This is a genomic window from [Clostridium] symbiosum (assembly GCA_036419695.1).
In the GTDB taxonomy this organism is placed as follows: domain Bacteria; phylum Bacillota; class Clostridia; order Lachnospirales; family Lachnospiraceae; genus Otoolea; species Otoolea symbiosa_A.
In genome coordinates, this window is sequence record CP143946.1 from 5103425 (window position 1) to 5123516 (window position 20092).

General features: G+C 48.4%; 16 protein-coding genes and 1 other annotated feature. Of the genes, 9 read left to right on the forward strand and 7 right to left on the reverse strand.

Features of this window, described 5'->3' with window-relative positions:
- Positions 1-157 precede the first annotated feature (157 nt).
- Complete coding sequence (metG, locus tag V3C10_22790) at positions 158-2137, reverse strand: methionine--tRNA ligase (protein ID WVP62093.1); 1980 nt, start codon at positions 2135-2137, stop codon at positions 158-160.
- Between the two features lie 138 nt (positions 2138-2275).
- Positions 2276-2629, reverse strand: a binding site (T-box leader).
- 185 nt (positions 2630-2814) lie between these two features.
- On the reverse strand, positions 2815-3894 hold the full coding sequence (locus V3C10_22795; protein WVP62094.1) for an acyltransferase: 1080 nt from the start codon (positions 3892-3894) through the stop codon (positions 2815-2817).
- 985 nt (positions 3895-4879) lie between these two features.
- On the opposite strand from V3C10_22795, the gene V3C10_22800 reads away from it, so the two are divergent.
- The 7 genes from V3C10_22800 to V3C10_22830 all read left to right on the forward strand — a co-directional run bounded on the left by V3C10_22800 (position 4880) and on the right by V3C10_22830 (position 13926).
- A complete protein-coding gene (locus tag V3C10_22800; GenBank protein WVP62095.1) occupies positions 4880-6736 on the forward strand; it encodes a DUF885 domain-containing protein in 1857 nt (618 codons plus the stop codon).
- A 229-nt stretch (positions 6737-6965) separates the two neighbouring features.
- The gene (locus V3C10_22805) at positions 6966-8930 is read left to right on the forward strand and encodes an aconitate hydratase (protein WVP62096.1); all 1965 of its coding nucleotides are present in this window, start codon (positions 6966-6968) and stop codon (positions 8928-8930) included.
- Positions 8931-9004: 74 nt separating this feature from the next.
- On the forward strand, positions 9005-9883 hold the full coding sequence (locus tag V3C10_22810; GenBank protein ID WVP62097.1) for a LysR family transcriptional regulator: 879 nt from the start codon (positions 9005-9007) through the stop codon (positions 9881-9883).
- 15 nt (positions 9884-9898) lie between these two features.
- Positions 9899-10765 carry a LysR family transcriptional regulator gene (locus tag V3C10_22815; protein ID WVP62098.1) on the forward strand — a complete coding sequence of 289 codons (867 nt, stop codon included), beginning with the start codon at positions 9899-9901 and terminating at the stop codon, positions 10763-10765.
- A gap of 131 nt (positions 10766-10896) precedes the next feature.
- Positions 10897-11943, forward strand: a complete 1047-nt coding sequence (locus V3C10_22820; GenBank protein ID WVP62099.1) for a beta-propeller fold lactonase family protein — start codon at positions 10897-10899, stop codon at positions 11941-11943.
- Positions 11944-11956: 13 nt separating this feature from the next.
- The gene (locus tag V3C10_22825; protein ID WVP62100.1) at positions 11957-13210 is read left to right on the forward strand and encodes an SLC13 family permease; all 1254 of its coding nucleotides are present in this window, start codon (positions 11957-11959) and stop codon (positions 13208-13210) included.
- 50 nt (positions 13211-13260) lie between these two features.
- Positions 13261-13926 carry a hypothetical protein gene (locus V3C10_22830; GenBank protein WVP62101.1) on the forward strand — a complete coding sequence of 222 codons (666 nt, stop codon included), beginning with the start codon at positions 13261-13263 and terminating at the stop codon, positions 13924-13926.
- Between the two features lie 100 nt (positions 13927-14026).
- On the opposite strand, the gene V3C10_22835 is transcribed toward V3C10_22830, so the two are convergent.
- The 3 genes from V3C10_22835 to V3C10_22845 all read right to left on the reverse strand — a co-directional run bounded on the left by V3C10_22835 (position 14027) and on the right by V3C10_22845 (position 15669).
- On the reverse strand, positions 14027-14548 hold the full coding sequence (locus V3C10_22835) for a GerMN domain-containing protein (protein WVP62102.1): 522 nt from the start codon (positions 14546-14548) through the stop codon (positions 14027-14029).
- Positions 14549-14572: 24 nt separating this feature from the next.
- Positions 14573-15028: a MarR family transcriptional regulator gene (locus V3C10_22840; GenBank protein ID WVP62103.1), complete on the reverse strand. Its 456-nt coding sequence runs from the start codon at positions 15026-15028 to the stop codon at positions 14573-14575.
- 116 nt (positions 15029-15144) lie between these two features.
- A complete protein-coding gene (locus V3C10_22845) occupies positions 15145-15669 on the reverse strand; it encodes a spore maturation protein (protein ID WVP62104.1) in 525 nt (174 codons plus the stop codon).
- Positions 15670-16045: 376 nt separating this feature from the next.
- On the opposite strand from V3C10_22845, the gene V3C10_22850 reads away from it, so the two are divergent.
- Entirely contained in the window at positions 16046-16402 is a 357-nt protein-coding gene (locus V3C10_22850; protein WVP62105.1) for an arsenate reductase family protein, read from the forward strand.
- Positions 16403-16656: 254 nt separating this feature from the next.
- Here the strand turns inward: V3C10_22850 and V3C10_22855 are convergent, their stop codons facing one another.
- Positions 16657-17274 carry a nucleoside recognition protein gene (locus tag V3C10_22855; protein ID WVP62106.1) on the reverse strand — a complete coding sequence of 206 codons (618 nt, stop codon included), beginning with the start codon at positions 17272-17274 and terminating at the stop codon, positions 16657-16659.
- Positions 17275-17488: 214 nt separating this feature from the next.
- On the opposite strand from V3C10_22855, the gene V3C10_22860 reads away from it, so the two are divergent.
- Positions 17489-18496, forward strand: a complete 1008-nt coding sequence (locus V3C10_22860) for a hypothetical protein (GenBank protein WVP62107.1) — start codon at positions 17489-17491, stop codon at positions 18494-18496.
- 118 nt (positions 18497-18614) lie between these two features.
- On the opposite strand, the gene V3C10_22865 is transcribed toward V3C10_22860, so the two are convergent.
- Positions 18615-19967, reverse strand: coding sequence for an MATE family efflux transporter (locus V3C10_22865; GenBank protein WVP62108.1), 1353 nt, complete (start codon positions 19965-19967; stop codon positions 18615-18617).
- Positions 19968-20092 lie beyond the last annotated feature (125 nt).

Consider the following 20092-nt stretch of genomic DNA (forward strand, 5'->3'; position numbering starts at 1 on the left):
ACTTTTCATTGCCACTCAACAAGAATCCCCGCCGGGAACACTGCGTTTCCAGGCGGGGTTCAACCCGAATTTCGTCTAATATGATTTCGACTTGTATGATTTCGTCTTATATAAAAGGCAGCCTATTCTGCCGGGCCGCATCGTAAATCTTACGGATTTAGCAGATTTCAGCGCCGGCCGGCATATCCTTCTCCGGCTTCATAAGCGCCAGATTGCCCTCACTGTCCTCTGCACAGAGCAGCATTCCCTCGGACAGCATTCCCGCCAGTTTAGCCGGTTTTAAATTGGTTACAACCATAACCTTTTTGCCAACCATCTCTTCCGGTGTGTAGTTTGCCTTGATTCCGCTCAGGATCTGGCGTACCTTTGTTCCCACTTTTACCTGGGAGCAAAGCAGTTTTTTGGACTTCGGAACCGCCTCGCAGGCAATAATTTCGCCAACCTGGAACTGGAGCTTTGCAAAATCGTCGTATGTGATTTCCGGCTTTGCTTCCAGATCGATCACATTCTCATCCTCTTTTTCTTCTTCCGGCTGTTCGGACGCGGCCGCCTCGGCCGCCCTCATTGCTTCAACCTTCTCCATTACCTCTTTCACATCCATACGTGCAAAAAGAATTTCCGGTTTTTCGGTCACTTTCCCGCCCGATGGGTAGAGGCCGAATGTGCCCATCTCTTCCAGGGTTCTCTTCTGTGTGTTGAGCTGAGCCAGAATCTTCTCAGACGTCTCAGGCATGAAAGAGTATAACAGGGATGCGCCGATTGTGATAGCCTCCGTCAGGTTGTAGAGAACGGTTGCAAGGCGGTCCTTCTTTTCCTCATCCTTTGCCAGTGTCCACGGCGTGGTCTCATCAATATATTTGTTGCTTCTTCTGAATATTCCGAAGATATCCGTAATGGCATCTGCTACGCGCAGCTTATCCATCTTTTCGTCCACCTTCTTCACGGCATCCAGTACGGTTGCCTTCAGATCCGCATCGACTTCCTCGGATACGCCGGTATCTGTAACAACGCCTCCAAAGTATTTATTGCTCATGGAAATGGTCCTGTTTACCAGGTTTCCAAGGATGTTTGCCAGGTCGGAGTTCATACGCTCCACCATCAGATCCCAGGAAATAACTCCGTCATTTTCAAATGGCATCTCGTGAAGTACAAAGTAACGCACCGCGTCCACACCAAAGAAATCCACCAGAGTGTCTGCATAAAGCACATTTCCTTTGGACTTGCTCATCTTGCCATCGCCCTGTAAAAGCCATGGATGTCCGAATACCTGTTTCGGCAGCGGAAGATCCAGAGCCATCAGGAAGATTGGCCAGTAAATCGTATGGAAACGGATGATGTCTTTACCAATCAGATGGAGATCGGCCGGCCAGAATTTTTCAAATAATCCGCCGTGGTTTCCATCGCAGTCATAGCCTAAACCGGTGATATAGTTGGTCAGGGCATCCAGCCATACGTATGTCACATGCTTCGGATCAAAGGATACGGGAATTCCCCACTTAAAGGAAGTCCTGGACACACAGAGGTCCTGAAGTCCCGGGAGCAGGAAGTTATTCATCATCTCGTTTTTACGGGATACCGGCTGGATGAATTCCGGATGCTCATTGATATGGTCAATCAGCCTCTGGGCGTACTTGCTCATTTTGAAGAAATATGCCTCTTCCTTCGCGGGAATAACCGGACGGCCGCAGTCGGGACATTTGCCGTCCACTACCTGGGAAGCGGTCCAGAAGGACTCACACGGCGTACAGTAGAGTCCCTCATAGTGGCCTTTATAAATATCGCCCTTGTCATACAGTTTTTTGAAAATCTTCTGTACCTGTTCTTCATGATCCTTATCGGTTGTACGGATAAATTTGTCATAGGAAGTATTCATCAAATCCCAGATCGACTTAATCTGGCCTGCCACCCCGTCAACAAACTCCTGCGGCGTTACGCCGGCCTCTTCGGCCTTCAGCTCGATCTTCTGGCCGTGCTCATCGGTTCCCGTCTGGAAACGCACATCAAAGCCCTGTTCCCTCTTATATCTGGCAATACTGTCCGCCAGGACAATCTCATAAGTATTGCCGATATGCGGCTTGCCTGATGTGTAGGCGATTGCGGTAGTTATATAATATGGTTTTTTGCAATTCTGACACATAAATCGTTCCTCCTGTTATGAATAATCGTTTTATAGTTGAAGAAAAAAACAAGGAATCCCGCCCGGAGGGCTTTTTATATCATAGGAAAAACTTCCTAATGATATAAAAAAATCGCCTTTAAAGATGATTGGATCACCATTAAAGACGAGAGTTATTTTCCCGTGTTACCACTTTAATTTGCATGCCGTCTCACAACGGATGCCTCTGCGGCTGAAAAAACGTCTCTGTTCCGGCATTTCTGCCGGCCCACTGCGTGTTCACAGCCTGCGGTGTTAACGGACCTGCTCCGTCACTGCTTAAAACAGACAGCCTGCACACTCCCACACGGTTCGTCGTCATTAACGGACCCGGCGCTTACGGAGGCACTCCATCCATACTTCGGCAGCGCAGCTCTGAGACCATCTTCGGCAGCTCCCCTGACAATCCGTTTCCACCAGCCCGGACTCTCTGTAATCATTCCTTCTGCGTACTCTTCTCTTCACAGCCTTTGTTTTATATTGTTACTTTCTAAAAGATATAGTTTAGTCTAGCGTTTTCAACTCTTTTTGTCAAGAAGGATTCCTCAAAATATGGCACAAACCGGCAAAAGTCCAGCCATGACATATCCCGCAGGGCATTTCCGCACGCTTTTAATAGAACTGCCGGAGCCCGGTACCCGCGGCGTGAAGCGCTCTTATTACCGTGCCGGTGTATCCTTCCTGCTGTGCAGCCATGAAACCCAGCTGCCCCACAAAAGAGCGGCAATTCCGGTTAAAATACGGCTCAGCCAGTAAAATACCGCACCGGCTACACTGATGAATACAAAATACTTCCAGAAAACAAGGTAGTTTTCCACTCTTCCCACCGGCCGTCCGATCAGTGGAAACACGAATTTTCCGACCAGAATATGATGTACAAGATAGATGGCAAAGGTATAGGAAGAGAAAATGGAAATTCCCTTCTTCACAACCATATTTTTAATAAACTGCCCCACCCATACGAGAAAGAGAAACAGCGGTATTCCCGTCCACAGGATTTTAAACGGAACCGGCAGTGTCGTTTTCACCGTCATAACCGTAAAAACGCCGATAAACGACGCCAGTCCCCATTTCCAGTCATATTTTTCCCGCTGCTGCCTAGTTCCATACAGATATTTTATAAAATACATGCCAAACAGCACTTCCGGCACCCTGAGCAGGAAGAAAAACTGAATATCCATCTGAAACGGATAAAACAGCGTAAGCGGAATATAAACAAGCGCCGTTCCAATTAAAGTGAGCACCGGCCAGCGGAGCATACATGCCCGGAGCACCGGAAACATCAGATAAATCAAAAGAATACAGCCGATAAACCACTCGCCTAACAGATAGTAGTTCGGAATCAGGTAATTCAGATACCCATCCATGCCAACAGCCGTAAGAAGCAGCCTGGACAATGGTTTATCAAAGGCAAAGTTATGCTTAATCAGATAATTATATACAAAAAAAGCGGCATATACGGTCCAGTAAAGCGGATAAATCGCAAGGAAACGCTTTTTAAAATACGTCTTTAGATCCAGCTTTTCCATCGACGAATACATCAGCGACGCCCCCGCCAGAATAAAGAACAGGGAAACGCCGATATGGCCCATACTTCCGTTGGCATAATTAAAAAATAAAAGGATCGGTTTATCAACAATGGGTTCCATGAAGGTCACTGCATTATAATGGAAAACAACAATCGACACGGCAGCCAGGACACGGACAAAATCCAGCGGGAATAGATGTTCTCTTTTCATTTGCATTACGGCTCCTTTTCTTATTTTCGATTCGGGACACTATATTTTATCACATTATAAAGGGAGTGGCAAATGGATTGAAAAATGAGGACGCCTATGTCGGGATGAAGGGCGGGGTGGGAAGGTATTTGAGGGTCTTCAGTCCCGGGGGGGAGGTATGTCGCAAGGGGGAATCCGGGCCGAAAAAATTCCTACGGGGACTCGCTCCCGCTTGTGGAATGCGCAGCGGATGCTAGCTTCGTATAAAACCTCAGCAAGCACCGGCGGATTCCAATGTCCCCTTCGGAAAGTTTTCGCCCTACTTCCCCGTTCAGTGCGTCGCCGGGACTGAAGACCGGGTAGGTTCTCGCCCCCGTCCGCCATCCTGACACCGGCTGATTGTCCTGATTTTTCAAAAGGGAGAGGGAAGAGAAGGCAACCGGTAGGTTTGTTTCGGCAGGGTTAAGTCAGTGAATTCTTCAGGCTCCATTGTATCAGTGTCTTATTACTGGATATCCTCTGTTTATAACTGCAGCTCCTTTTATTTATCATTAAAATAGTAAAAGCTATAATATAGTAAACTTCAAATTCAATTATATTCTCCCAGGACACCTATATATAAAGGTACACCCGCTTTTTTCCATGAAAAGGGATCTGCCGAAGGATTGTTATGGCCGATGCACTCCGCGTCTTCAGTCCCGCCATAGCGTACCCGGGGGATGGAGGGTGAAAATTTTCCGAAGGGGACATTGGAATCCGCCGGTGCTTGCTGAGGTCTTTTCGAAGCTAGCACCCGCTGCGCATTCCACAAGCGGGAGCGAGTCCCCGTAGGAATTTTTTCTCCCGGAATCCCCCCCCACGACATACCTCCCCCCGGGACTGAAGACTCACCCCTCCCCCCATAACCCCCTACAGCGATCCCGGCGGCCCCATCTTTTCAATTTTCATTGATAAGTTGTAATCTCCTCTAATATAAATTATAATAGTAGGCAATTGGAGGTAAAAAATGAAGGCACGTAAAACCTGTTTATACTATCTGCTGGTCCTTATGGCCACGATTATGCTCTGCGGCTGCTCCCGTTATAACCCGCCTGTGGAATCATATCAGGCATCGGAGGCGTCGTCACAGCCCGCACAGAGCGGTTCCGAGCAGAGTACAGAAAATCCTGGCAGTGGTAAAGATGCAGCGGCTGTCCAGGCTGAATTTGATACTTTTACGGCTCGTATTTTCCGGGAGATTGTCGGTTCCGACCCTCTGAGTCTTCACTTTATGCTCAGGAATCCCGAAAACTACGGCATCGATACACCCGAGATAAAATTCCAGGCCATTTCCAAAGCGGAACTGGAAAAAGATACTGCGGATAATGAGAAACTGTTCACGGAGCTTAAGGCGTTTGATCCCTCTCTCCTGACGGCTGATCAGCTTTTTACCTATAAAATGTTGAAGGACTCCCTGGAAATCGGGATGGCGTCAAAGGGACTGGAGCTCTACGGCCAGCCGCTGAGTCCGTTAATCGGAACCCAGGCCCAGCTTCCTGTACTGCTTGCCGAGTACACATTTTATGACAAGAACGACATTGACCACTATCTGGAACTGCTCTCCCAGATTGATGTTTACTACGGCCAGCTGGCCTCCTATGAGAAGGAACAGGCCGATGCCGGGCTGGCGCCCAGCGACGTTACAATCGACCGCATGCTGCAGTCCTGCAAGGATTATCTGATCCGGCCGGAGAACAGCTTCCTTACGGAGACCTTCAGCAGCCGTCTGGACGAGGTGGATGGGCTGACCGATGAGGAGAAGGCGGAATACAAGAAAAAACATCTTCAGATTTTAAAAGAGCATTTCATCCCTGCCTACACGAATCTGTCCAAATCCCTGGAAGAGTTAAAGGGACGGGGGACCAACAATAACGGGCTCTGTTACTATGATAAGGGCAAAGAATATTATGAATATCTCGTGGCCACCCTCACCGGTACCGACAGCGCCATTCCCGAGCTCAGAGATCGGATTGAGAAGCAGTTCGGGCGTGATATGGCCGAAACTGCAAGGCTTTTGCAGAACAACCCAAAATTGGCGACCGAGATAGAGAGGACCAGCGTTTCCCTGACCGAACCGGTTGAAATTCTGGATCATCTGCGTGAACAGATTAAAAAGGATTTCCCGGAACTCACCGATTCCTCCTACGAGGTAAAGCATGTTCCGAAAGCGCTGGAATCTTCGCTGTCACCGGCATTTTTCCTGATTCCTCCCCTTGATTCTGACACCACCAATGTGATCTATATCAATGATAAATCCAGGGAAGAAGGAGCGGATCTTTATTCTGTCCTTGCACATGAGGGATATCCCGGCCATCTCTACCAGTCTGTATATTTTAACCGGAAAAAGAGCTGTCCTCTGCGGCACGTCCTTTCCTGCGGCGGATATGATGAGGGATGGGGATTATACTGTGAACTGTACAGCTATTCATTTGACAACGGCCTCTCCCCCGATATGCAGGAACTGATGGCCCGCAGCCAGGCATCCATTTACGCGCTGTATGCACTGCTGGATATCCATATCCATTACGACGGCTGGGATCGGGATAAGATCTCGGGTTTCTTAAGCACATATTACGGGATCAGCGATCCCGAGGTCTGCGAGGAAATGTTTAACTCCATTGTTGATAATCCGGGCAACTACCTGAAATATTACACCGGCTACCTGGAAATCTGCACCCTGAGGGATGCCGCACAGAAAGCTCTGGGCAGCCGGTATTCGGCAAAAGCATTCCATAAGTTTATCCTGGATATGGAAGGCGCCTCCTTCCGGGTGATTAAACCGTATTTTGAGACATGGCTGCTGACTTATGATGTAAACAGTTGATTCCGCCGGTCTCTGCGCCAGGGGCGGCCGCATAGCGGCAAATTACATCTTTGGGTGAATGTGCATACCCGATAATGCAGGGCAACCAGTCCTGCCCCGGAGTGCTTTTTATATCATAGCAGCACTTTCTTAATGTTATAAAAAAAAGTTATGCCAACATTCTTATAATGAATTGGTATCCCTCCGCTTTCCGGCTGTAAAATGAAGCCAGAAAACGGAGGGATTATTTATGGGAAAATCACTGACAAGAAAAATCATGGAAGCTCATTATGTGTCCGGAATCCTGACACCGGGCGAAGAAGTCTTTATCAAAGTGGATCAGACCCTGACTCACGATATCAATGCGGTTATGACTTATCTGGCGTTTGAGGCAACGGGCCTTGACCGGGTGCGTACAGAGTGCAGTGTCAGCTATCTGGATCATAACCTGCTGTACGTGGACAATAAAACGCCAGATGATCACATCTATCTGCAGTCGGCTGCAAAACGGTTTGGCGTCTATGTATCCAGGCCCGGCAATGGAATCTGCCATACCGTCCATATGGCCCGTTTCGGCGCTCCCGGCAAAATATCCATGGGAGGCGACAGCCACACCCCGCACGGCGGCGCCGTCGGCATGCTCAGCATCGGTGTTGGCGGAATGGACGTGGCGACAGCCATGACGGGAGTACCCATGCGCCTGATTATGCCTCGGATCATCCGCGTCAATCTGACCGGAAGTCTGAATCCAGGCTGCAATGCCAAGGAAGTCATCCTGGAAATGCTCCGACGGGTAACAATTAAAGGCGGACTTGGAAATGTCTATGAGTACACGGGTCCTGCCGTTGCGGAGATGGAAGTGCCTGCCCGGGCGACAATTGCCAATATGGGAGCCGAAATGGGCGCCACCGCCTCCATTTTTCCTGCCGACGGTCAGGTGAAAAAATTTCTTTCCGCACAGGGCAGGCCGGATGCCTACCTCGAACTTCTTCCTGATGAAGATGCCGAGTACGATGAGACAATCGAGATTAACCTGAGCAGCCTGGAACCGCTCATCGCATGTCCCCACCAGCCAGACAACGTAATACCGCTCCATGAGGCCGAAAAAAAGAGGGTGCAGCAGGTATTTATCGGAAGCTGCACCAACACAAGTTACGCCGATCTCGCGAAGGCCGCTCTCGTATTCAAAGGACGCCATGTCCACGAAGATGTCAGCTGCACCTGTGCCGTCGCCTCCAGGCAGACCTACCGCCAGCTGATGCGTGACGGTTATATCGAAATCCTTCTGGATGCCGGTGTACGGATGCTGGAAATTGCCTGTGGCCCTTGCTGTGCCATCGGCCAGACACCGGCCACCGACGGTGTTGCTGTCCGTACCTCCAACCGGAACTTTAAAGGCAGGGCGGGCAACCCCTCGGCCCAAATCTATCTGGTCAGTCCGGAGAGCGCCGCCGCCACCGCAATTGCCGGGACTTTTGCCACAGCAGAAGATATTATGGGTGCCGATGTCGCATTACTGGGGGCAATCAGGGAACCTGATTGTTATGACGTGGACGATTCAATGATTCTCGCACCGCTGCCGAGGGAAGAGGCGGCGAAAATCGAAATTACGCGCGGCCCCAATATTAAATTTCTTCCGGTTCCGGAGCCGCCGGCAACCCGTTTATGCGCCCCCATCAGCCTGAAAACGCGCGATAATGTCTCCACAGACGACATTACGCCGGCCAGCGCGGAATTCAGCAGCATGCGCTCCAATATTCCTTTGATGTCACAATACTGCTATCACCGCTATGATCCGGACTTTGCAGCCAGAGCCAGGGAGATGGGGCAGAGTATTATCATAGGCGGAGAAAATTACGGGCAGGGCTCCTCACGTGAACATGCCGCCATCAATCCAATGTATCTGGGCGTAAAGGCAGTTATCGCAAAGAGTATTGCCAGAATTCACAAAGGGAACCTGGTTAACCACGGAATCATACCGATGCTCTTCGGCGACGCCTCCGTATACGACAGCCTGGAGCAGGGAGATGAACTGGTCATCGAAGATCTAATTGGCCAAATCCCTGCCAAACGGATTCAGGTTAAAGATACGACAAAAGGCATTACGTTCCACACCGTGCTGGATCTCTCGGATAACGAAATCGAGGTCATCCTAAACGGTGGACAGCTGAGAACATTAAAAAAGAAGCTATCACAAAACGGCATCATCCGATGAGTCCCGCCTCCTCCTTGTTTTTCTTCCTCCCTTTTGCTAAGATAAAGAGAAGAAAGCAGGGAGGAATATTTTTTATGAGAGATACGGACTGGGAAATTCTGAGTGAACTTTACAAGAATCCGAATATGACAAAGGTGGCTAATCTGTTTTATATAACCCAGCCCGCCCTGACAAAACGTTTAAAACAGATGGAAGAGGAGTTCCAGGTTACCATCGTTAACCGCACTCCCCATGGCCTTGAATTTACGCCGGAAGGCGCCTATCTGTCCGAGCAGGCCGGGCTCTATCTTCAGTTTATAAAAGAAACGAGGGACCGTCTGGCATTGTTCAGACAAAATTCCGGTGAAACGATCACGATCGGTTCCTCTTATACTTACAGCAAATACATGTTGTCAGATATTCTTTTCCAATACCGGAATGAACATCCCGGCATCCAGTTCAATGTACTCACGGATCAGAGCGACAACCTGTTCCGTAAGGTGTTGGACGGTTCTGTGGATGTTGGTTTTATCCGCGGTGATTATGAGGGAGGCGTCAACCGTATTCTGGTGGGGCACAGTGAAGCCTGTCTCGTAACAAAGGAACCCGTGGATTTCGGCTGCCTCCCAGCCATGCAGCGGATCGATTATAAAACGAATGACAGGACGATGGAGCTGCTTTCCGGCTGGTGGCAGGAGCATTATGGGGAGCCTTTGTCCCCGGGAATGGCGGTGGGCTATATTGATGTTGCCTGGCAGATGATCCACCGCGGATTTGGTTATGCCCTCTGTTTTATGCCGGAAAATTTTGTAAATGAATATAACCTCTGCCTGACCCCTCTCAAAAACGCAAACGGACTCCCGGTTATACGGAATACCTGGTTCTTTTACCCTAAAAGCAAGAGGCTGTCCGATTCTCTGGAACAGTTTATACGCTATATTGAAAGAAAGCAGGCATTTCCAGACAACCGATGAAAGGAGATATAACGAATGAAGGATCTGGATTGGCTTGTTCTGAAGAAACTTTATGAGAAAAAAAGCATCAGTAAAGCGGCCGAAGATCTCTACCTTACCCAGTCAGCCCTCACCAAGCGGCTGCGCTCCATCGAGCAGGAGTGGGGCGTGGAGATTGTAAAACGAAGCAGCCAGGGGGTCACGTTTACGGAGGATGGCAGATATCTGGTGAAGAAAGCCGGTATTATGCTGGATTTCTTCGGCGAAATACGGGAGCATTTTTCTGAACGCCACGGGACAAAAGAACTTCTCAGGATTGGCGTTCCCAATTCTTTTGCCAGGCTTCATATGCCAAAACTATTAAAAGCTTATGTCGACAAATACAACCAGCTTCAGTTTAAGACCATTCCCAACTCCAGTGATATGCTGATACGCCAAATCACGGACGGGACTCTGGATATCGCCATTGTCTGCGGAGATTATCCGTTCCTGGGCGAAAAGACCCGCCTGTTTGAGGAAGAACTGTATATCATGGCTCCCGTGGGTTTCAACCTGGATGATGTGGAACACCTTCCCATTATTGAATCATTTTTGAATCCCATGGTAAAGCTTCTCCTGATTCAGTGGTGGAAAGATCACTTCGGTGAGGTCATGCATACGGCCCACTACGTCCCCTATCCTGATATTGCGATCGAAATGGTAGAAAACGGGCTGGGAATCTGTTTTCTCTTCGGTTCCGGATGGAACATTGACAGGGAACGCTTCCAGCTAATCCCGATCTATAATAAAGAGGGGACACCTGTATCCAGAAATGTCTGGATGATGTTGTCGGATTCCTGCTGCAAGAGCCAGGACATCATGGATTTTGTCACATTTACCGAAAATTACTATCAAGCGAATTAGGAGCCATTCCGTTTCGGAATGGCTCTTTCAGTCCCAGACTGAATTTCCGTCCCCCCGGCATAACTGTTATAATTTTATCAAAAGTAAAAGCCGGTACAGAACCGGCAGAATCATATTGAGGAGGAATCAGGATGGGTTATGCTTATGTGGGATGCCGCACAACGAGGGAACGGAACGCCAGGGGAAAGGGGCTTAAAGTCTATGAAATTTCCGAAACGACAGGAGACTTTAAAGAGATTCAGTGTCTGGAAACGCTTCCAAATCCCTCTTATCAGACAATGGATTTAGAAGAACGTTTTCTTTATTCAGTCCACGGGGACATATCTTGTGTCTCCAGCTTCAGAATCAATGGCAACGGGACCCTGTGCCCTCTGAATACCATTGACATCGGAGGCAGAAATCCGGTTTACATTACTCCGGACCGTACAAACCGTTATCTTATTGTCGCTGCTCTCCAGGGAGGCGCCGTCTATGTTATCAGGAAAGAGAAGGACGGCTCTCTGGGTGAAATTGTAAATACGATCCATATGAAAGGCAAAGAGGAGGGAACCGTCTCTTTTGCCCATCAGTGCATCTGGGATCAGAAAAAACAGTTTTTATTTGTCGTATGCCAGGCCAGGCTTCAGGGTTACGGTCAGATTATAGTATACCGTTTTCGTCCGGAAGACGGAACGCTTACGGAAACAGACTGTTACCGCGGCCGGGAATATGATGAACCGAGGCATCTATCCATTCACCCCGGTAATCGCTTTGTCTATTTAATCAATGAAAAGGGAAACACCATGACCTTTCTTGAATTTGATGATGAAAGGGGAAAGCTCACGGCCCGTCAAATTCTTCCGACGCTGCCCGATGTTTACACGGGGCAGGGACAGGCCAGCGCCTCTGTTATGAGTAAGAATGGAAAAATTCTCATTGGTTCCAACCGAATCCATGAATCCGTCGTTCTTTACCACATCGACCAGCACACCGGCTACATGAAGGAAATCGGCTATTATCCCACGCTTGGGATGACGCCCCGCTTTATTTCATTTAACCGGGACTACAGCCTGTTTTATGCGGCTAATGAAGACAGCGACACGATAGTTGAAATGAAGCTGGATGAAGAAAACGGCAGAATGGATTATACGGGCAGAATTCTGCATACGGAAAGTCCAGTCTGCATTACGTTTAAATAGAGGGAGGGACGAAATGAACTTAGGTCTTATATCGCTGATAGGTCTTCTGGCCGCTATCACAGTCGGTTTCATCAGAAAATGTAACGTGGGAATTTTGTGTATGGGAATAGCCGCAGTTCTCGGCGTGGTTTACGGTATCAGGGCGGCTGATATTATAAAGGGATTCAGCTCCTCCCTCTGTATCCAGATGATAGGCATAACTTATCTGTTTGCGATTATTAACGGAAATGGAACACTGGAGCTGCTGGCAAGAAAAATGGTATCCCTTGTTGGAAATAAAAAGATGCTGATTCCCTTTGTTATTTACATTCTTGGCTTTATCATTTGTGCCGTAGGCCCCGGAGCCATCCCAAGCCTGGCCATCATTCCGGTAATCGCCATTCCGGTAGCCCTGTCGGCTGGAATCAATCCGATTATGACAGCGATCATCGGAGACCTGGGTGTGATGTCCGGCCGTATGAGCCCGCTGACGCCGGAAAGCGCTGTCGTGCGCGAGTTGATGGAAAAGCAGGGGCTGGCCGGTAATACTGTGCCCATTATGTTCTGCCTGGCGGCCACTGCCCTGGTCGTAGTTGCGGTGGTATATATCTATTATAAGGGTTGGATAGTGGAAGAATCCACATCCTCCATAGAAGTAAAACTTCCGGGGTTTTCAGGAAAACAGCTCCTCTCTCTGGCAGGCCTCGCCGTGCTGGCCGTGGGTGTCCTGTTTTTCTCCTGGAATGTGGGACTTATGGGATTCTTAGTGGGAACTCTTCTGATTATACTGGACTGCGGAGACGAAAAGAAAGCCATACAGTCCATTCCCTGGAGTGTCATTCTGATGGTTCTGGGCGTCGGCATTCTGATGAATGTGATTTCCCTGTCCGGAGGGATTGATATCATGGTATCTGCATTGGAATCAATTATGGGGCCAAAATCAGCTGCTATGGTTATGGCGGTGGCTGCCGGCCTGATGTCCTTTTTCAGTTCCGGCCTTGGAGTCGTATTCCCAACTCTGATTCCTGCTGCCGGTGAACTCGCGGCCGGCCTGGGAACCAGTGCGCTGGAACTGGTTGCCGTCATTGTAATCGGAGGAACCGTTTCCGGATTTACACCGATTTCCACCACGGGCGCTCTCATAATGGCCGGTGTGGCCCAGCAGCAGGATTCAGAGGAGCGGTTTCCTCAAAACAGGCTGTTTATCGAGCTTTTTGCCGTTTCTTTCCTGGCGCTGGCAGTCCTGGCCGTATTTGCAATACTCGGTTTTTACCATGTGTTTGTGTAGAATAAGCATTAACCAACCCGGAAAACTCAGGAAAGAGGGAGGAAACTAAAATGACCGTTGAGGAAAAACTTATATGGACAGAAAAATACAGAGCGCTTGCAACGGGCGCCATATCGGATGCCATGGACAGCCTGGGGCTGAAACGGGGTGCAGTGCAGGGGCTCCGGCCCCTGGAATCTCATCAGCCGCGGGCTGCGGGGTTCGCAAGAACGATCCGGCAGCAGCGCCGGCAGACGCCATGGGACGGCCAAAACCTGGCAAAACAGGGAAATATCATTGATACCCGCACGGAACCGGGTGATCTGTTAGTCATTGATATGGATGGCATCACAGACGTCGCAACCGGCGGCGATCTGCTGTCGCTCCGGGCAAAATTGCGAGGCGTCACAGGAGAACTGACAAATGGCTGCCTTCGTGATGCAGACGAGATTGCAGCCATGCAGTTTCCGGTCTATTGCGCCGGTACCGTGCCTGTCAAAAGCGCTTTCGACATCGAGACAACAGCTTTGGACGTTCCGGTCGTGATTGGCGGGGTACAAATTATTCCAGGCGATCTGGTGGTTATGGATCGGACGGGGGTAATGGTAGTTCCTGCCGCGAAAATTGCTGAAGTCTATGAAATCGCTTCCCATATTACAGCCAGGGAAGACCTGGTTGCGGAATTATTAAGGGAGGGGAAATCGCTTGCACAAGCAAGGCAACAGGCTTCTGAGTAAGTGGTAATGGTACCGTTCTAAAAAACAGGGTTCCGCCGAATTCTAATTCAGCGAAACCCTGTTTTTGCGGCTTCTGACTTATTTTCACTGCTCTTTATTACTAATTCATCTTCTTATATTCTTTGACAAACTTATAATTTCCGCTGCCGATTTTCTCTCCATTTACGCTCAGAGCCAATTCCTCTGCCTCGTAGTTCTGGATAAAGGTATTGACAACAGCCGTTACCGTCTTATCATCCTTAGCGCCTGCCAGGGCTGATAAATCAAGTGTAATCACGCCGTCCTTATTGTCAAAGCTCTTTACTTTGATTCCTTCTTCGATTACTCCCAGTTCCGCCATCTTATCAACCAGCAGCTGGGCATCCAGTTCCTCACCGTCAATCGCATCGATATTCTGTTTCAGGCCTGTCTTATCATCATTTAAAGAATAAACGCAGACTGTTACAGTTGGATCTGCATCTACCACCATTTCCTGCTTCTCAAGGGCTCCGTCCACCGTGGATTCCTGTGTGGCTCCTGCGGGCGGATTCTGTCTCTTCTCGCTGCTCTGCTTGGTCGGGGTACAGGCAACAAGGGCTGCTGCTATAATCACTCCGGTTAATACTACCATAAATCTTTTCATATTTGCGTGATGCCTCCTCATATTCTACTCTTTCCAGCGGTCAAACCATTTTTTCAGCTTGGACAGTGCCGTTATTAAAGTTTCCAGCTCTTCTTTGGTAAGCTCACTGGTAACGCTGTCTATCATTTCCTTATGGAACTGGGCGTGGTGCTCGTAAGCTCCCCTGCCTTTTTCTGAAAGGGATATATACACGACTCTCCTGTCTTCCTGGCCGCGAGTTCTCTCCACATAGCCTTTCTTCACAAGACTGTTCATGGCAATCGTAAGGGTTCCCACCGTAACAGACAGCTCTCTGGCGATAGAGGACATGTTTTTTGGCGCCTCAATCCCGATCGCTTCGATTACATGCATATCGTTATTGGTGATATCCTTATATTCCGGTGTAATTATGGCCTTTTGTTCAATATCCATAATATCACGGAACAGCTTTACCAGTACTTCATTGAGCGTCTCGTAATGATCCACGGCAATCCCTTTCATTTCATAGTTTTCGCGTACTCATCCGCGTACTAACTGATTATACAATATTCTCCCTGTCAAGACAACCGTCAAAATTCTTACAAAAAATGGCATTTTTCCAGTATTTTCTTATGTTTTTATCCGACCGACGCCAGGAAAATACTGGCTGCGATGCCCGCCGCTGTGGCCAGCATTGCCCCGGCAAATGTCCATCTTGTCTTTGTTACCTTCGCCGTCATGAAGTAAACGCTCATTGTATAAAAGACGGTTTCCGTGCAGCTTTCCAGGATGGAAACCATCATCCCGACAAAGGAATCCGGCCCCGAGGTCTTAAAAATATCCAGCAGCAGCCCCGTGGCGGCCGAACTGGAAACGAGCCTGACCAGAATGACCGGAACGATCTGGGACGGTATATGTAAAAGTCCGGCCGGTTTTTCCAGCACGCCGGACAAAAAATCAAGAAAGCCGGAGGCCCTGAGCACTCCCACGGCCGTCATCAGGCCTATCAGGGTGGGGAGAATGTCTGCGACTGTTTTCATTCCCTGTTTTGCACCTTCTATAAAATCATCAAAAACCGGACGTTTTGAAAGAAAGGCAAAACCGGCAATATAAAAAATGATGATCGGAACCAGATATTCCGATAGATAAAGAATAAATTTCATTGGACGCTCCTGACGAAGCCGTTATCATTACTATTTTATTCGTATACCACTCCTTCCATTCTGATTACCCGTCATTTATCGGAATAATTATATATGGGAATTGTGACCATACTGTGAAATAAGGCCCATGCTGCTTGAACAGGTTAAAAAACCGATAAAACGGACCTCCGGTCCCGGTCCGGCCGGATTCCAAATGGTGTATCAAAAATATTGGATGTATTGTGAGCAATTTACAAACACGCTCTAGGGGGCTGGCAGAACGCAATTTTTATGATATGATAACAGCAGCATAAAAATTTGGTACAATTTGAGCTGAAAGTAGTCGAGACTCGAAACGATTACAGGTTAAATTACAGACAAGCGAAAGGAGACTATCATGAGTGTATTATTTTTAGAATATCCCCCCTGTTCCACCTGTCAGAAGGCAAAAAAATGGCTGGACGGCCACAGCCTCTCTTACGAGGCCCGTCATATCAAGGAGAATAATCCCTCGGCCGACGAACTGAAACAGTGGCACCAAAGAAGCGGCCTTCCGCTCAAGAAATTTTTCAATACCAGCGGGCTGCTTTATAAGAGCATGGAACTGAAGGATAAGCTGCCGTCTATGAGCGAGGAGGAACAGTATAACCTGCTGGCCACAGACGGGATGCTTGTAAAACGTCCTCTTATTATAGCAGAAGATTTTGTGCTGGTTGGTTTTAAAGAAGATGAGTGGGCAGAGAAGCTGAAGTGATATTACAGTTTGTCCATCCATTGTTATCGTGGATATATTGTTTAAGCGCCGGATTTTATGTTATCCGGCGCTTTGATGCTTCTTCTTTTTCTATTAGTCTGCCATCCTGCTTTTTTACCGCCCTGCTTCCTCTGCCGTCCCGCCTCCTCTATTGCCCTGCCTCCTCTGCCGTCCCGTCTCTCATTCCATCCGCCATCAGTGTATCATGATTTCCCGGAATAGAATATTGCTGCCAGTGTACCAGCATATATGTATTAAGCGTGCTCTCCGGCTTTCCTGTTTTTCCATTTACAGAATATTGCCGCTACAATCGTGCTGATTGTTGTAGCCACCAGTGCGGGCCCCACAATTGCCGTAGGGTTGATGCTGCCATATTGAGTCCTGTATGCAATCATGTTGATTGGGATCAGCTGCAGAGAAGATATGTTGATAATCAGGAATGTGCACATCTCATTATTGGCAACTCCCCTCGGAACTGATTTTTTTCCCTCCCGTCTTCTGTCTTCCTCCAGGTTTTCCAGTTCTTCCATCGCCTGCAGTCCGGCCGGCGTCGCAGCCCAGCCAAGTCCCAGCATGTTGGCAATCATATTGGCGGAAATGGATTCCAGGGAAGGATGCCCCTTGGGGATCTTCGGGAAGAGAAACCTCAGAATGGGGGTCATTTTCTTTGATAACTGCTCAATCAGCCCGGCCCGCCTGCCAACCTCCAGAATTCCGGTCCAGAATGACATGACGCCGAGCATGGTAATGCAGAGGGTCACAGCCTCCCTGGCCGAATCCAGAGCGCCGGCAGTCACGAGAGCCAGATTGCCGTGCAGAGCCGCCCATATAATTCCAACAAGCATCATAAATGCCCACAGATAATTCAGCATGAAATATACTCCCTGATACAGTCGATTGTTATTAATGTATGTGCCACAGCAGACAGATATTCCGTACGAAAAAGGCCGCGGGGCAATAGACATTTCTCCGGCTCTGTGTTACTATAAAACAACCAATCAGAATAAATCTGAACATTCTTAAATTCCTGCAGTCTCTGCAAATCATTTCTTAATCTCAAAACAACTTCATATGGGAGGGATTCTTATGGAAAATTCTAAAAATCATATCACTGACTCCGATAGTCGCATCACCCGCTCCGGATATCAGATTATTGGCCCCGAAAGCCGCGCAAACACTGGGAACCGTCTTACAAACCCTGAAAATCACCCTACGGACACTGAAAGCCGCCTTACAAACAGAGAAGTAAAATCCAGCGCATTTACAGCATTTTTCAGCGACCCCGAAAACGCGGCCAGGCTTTATTCGGCCCTGGACGGAGCCGATATGGTACGTCCGGAAGATATTACATTTACCACTCTCAGCGGGGTACTTTTTATGGCCAGAAAAAATGACATGGCGTTTACAGTGAAAAACAAAGTATTAGTAATCAGTGAACACCAGTCCACAGTCAATGCGAATATGCCGCTTCGGGACGCTATTTATTATGGCCGGACGATGGAAAAGCTCATTGAGCCCAGGGCACTTTACCGGACAGGCCAGATTCCGGTTCCCACTCCCGAATTCTTTGTATTCTATAACGGAAGCAAAGATTTCCCCGGTGAAAAAATCCTTAAACTTTCCGACGCCTATCTTGAAAAAGCCGATCCGCCTATGTTAGAATTAATTGTAAAGGTAATCAATATCAATCTGCCGGTCAACCACCCAATTCTGGAGCGGTGCAGACCGCTTTATGAATATTCCTTTTTTATACAAACTATAAGGGATTACATAAATAAGGGAAAAAACCGCGATGAGGCCATTATTCAGGCTATGGCAGACTGCGAGCGTGTAGGTATTATGGCTGGTTTTCTGAAGGAGCATGGAACGGAGGCGGTAAATATGCTGTTTACGGAATTCAATATGGAAGATGCGCTGGATGTGAGGTTTGAGGAAGGGCAAAAGGAAGGTCTTAAAGAGGGGCAACTTCAGGGTAAAAAGTTAATGCTTGATCTGGTAAACGCCATGATTGCCGATCACCGTACGGCAGAATTGGCAAAACTGCAGAATGAGCCTGACTTTCTCGCTGAAATGATGGAATACTATCATCTGTAATAAAACCACCAGAAAACAGGATGCCATACGCATAACCATACCGGCATCAAAAAAGAGAAGCAGGCGGAGGTCGCTCTTCCATCCCTGTTTCTCTCTTTGTCTTTGCCGTCTGAAAATTTTATTGCTTCACTACATTCTCCCGCCATTTTCCCGACAGATAGAACCAGATAATCAGTATCAGACTCCCAAAAGAAGCTATCGGGGCTCCCAGCCCCACTCCGGTTAAGCCCATTCCAAAGACCATGCCGAATAAGACGGAAGCCGGAACTCTCAGGGCCAATGCGGACATTACGGAGTTGATCAGCGAGAATGTCGTATGGCCGGATGCAATAAACAGGCCGTTTATCGAAAAGCAGAGGGGTACAAACAAATAGTCAAAGCTGAATGTCCTGAAATACTGGATCCCACTCTGTATCATGTCCGGATTACTGTCAAACAGTTCCAGAATCTGTCTTGGGAACAACTGCACCAGGATAAAAATCAGATAGCTGCACCCTACCGCTATCAGCGTGCCCGCCTTGCAGGTTTTTCCGGCACGTTCCCATTGCCCAGCCCCGATGTTCTGTGCACACATTGTGGCAATGGAGCTGCCCATTGCAATGGCCGGCATGATGGCAAACCCATTGACCTTTCCCACCACACCTACGGCCGCCGAAGCATTCACCCCGCCGATCGTATTGACAAGTGTTGTAATAATCAGGAAAGAGAAACTGGTAATTCCGTTTTGGATCGCCGCCGGAAGTCCAATTTTAATAATCAGTGAAAGCTTTTCTTTGTGAAACTTGAATGAAGACGGCTTAAAATCGAAAATGAAATCATTCCTCACCATGTAGATGATACAGAATATCATGCTGGCCGCCTGTGATATAACCGTCGCCACGGCGGCTCCAAACGCTCCCATGCCGAATACCGCCACCAGCAGAAGATCCAGAAATATGTTGGTTACGCAGGCAATAAGAACAAAATAGAACGGTCTTTTACTGTCTCCCATTCCCCTCATAACCGCGCTCAACACATTGTAGCCGAAAATAAATATGACACCTGTTACAGTCACGGTCAGGTAACGGCTGGCCTCCTCGAAAGATTCAGCCGGTGTGTTGATCGCGTGAAGGACCTGATTTTTCAGAAACAGCATCATAATTGTTATGACAACAGCCGCAGCCAGCAGCGTACTCATCAGGGTCGCTACCGTGTCTTGCATATCGTCTCTCTTTTTGGCCCCCAGATATTGAGCCACCAGCACCGTTCCGCCCGAACAGAGCCCCACCACGATATTCGTCAGGATAAATGTCACCTGTCCGCCAATATTTACACCGGACATGCTGGCAGTACCACTGAAATTACCTACAATCAGCATGTCCGCCACGTTGTACAGCGACTGAACAATACTGGATATCAGAAAGGGAATTGCAAACATGATAAGTTGCTTCACCACATTTCCCTTAGATAAATCATTTTCAAAATGTCCCATCCTTTTCCTCCGTACATGCCCTCTACAATTGCTGGGAGCATTATTATATCTATGCCAATAATATCACAGGAAAAAAGGAAATTCAATATCCCGGCAGGCCGCAGCTGTATGACAGCTGTCTGAAC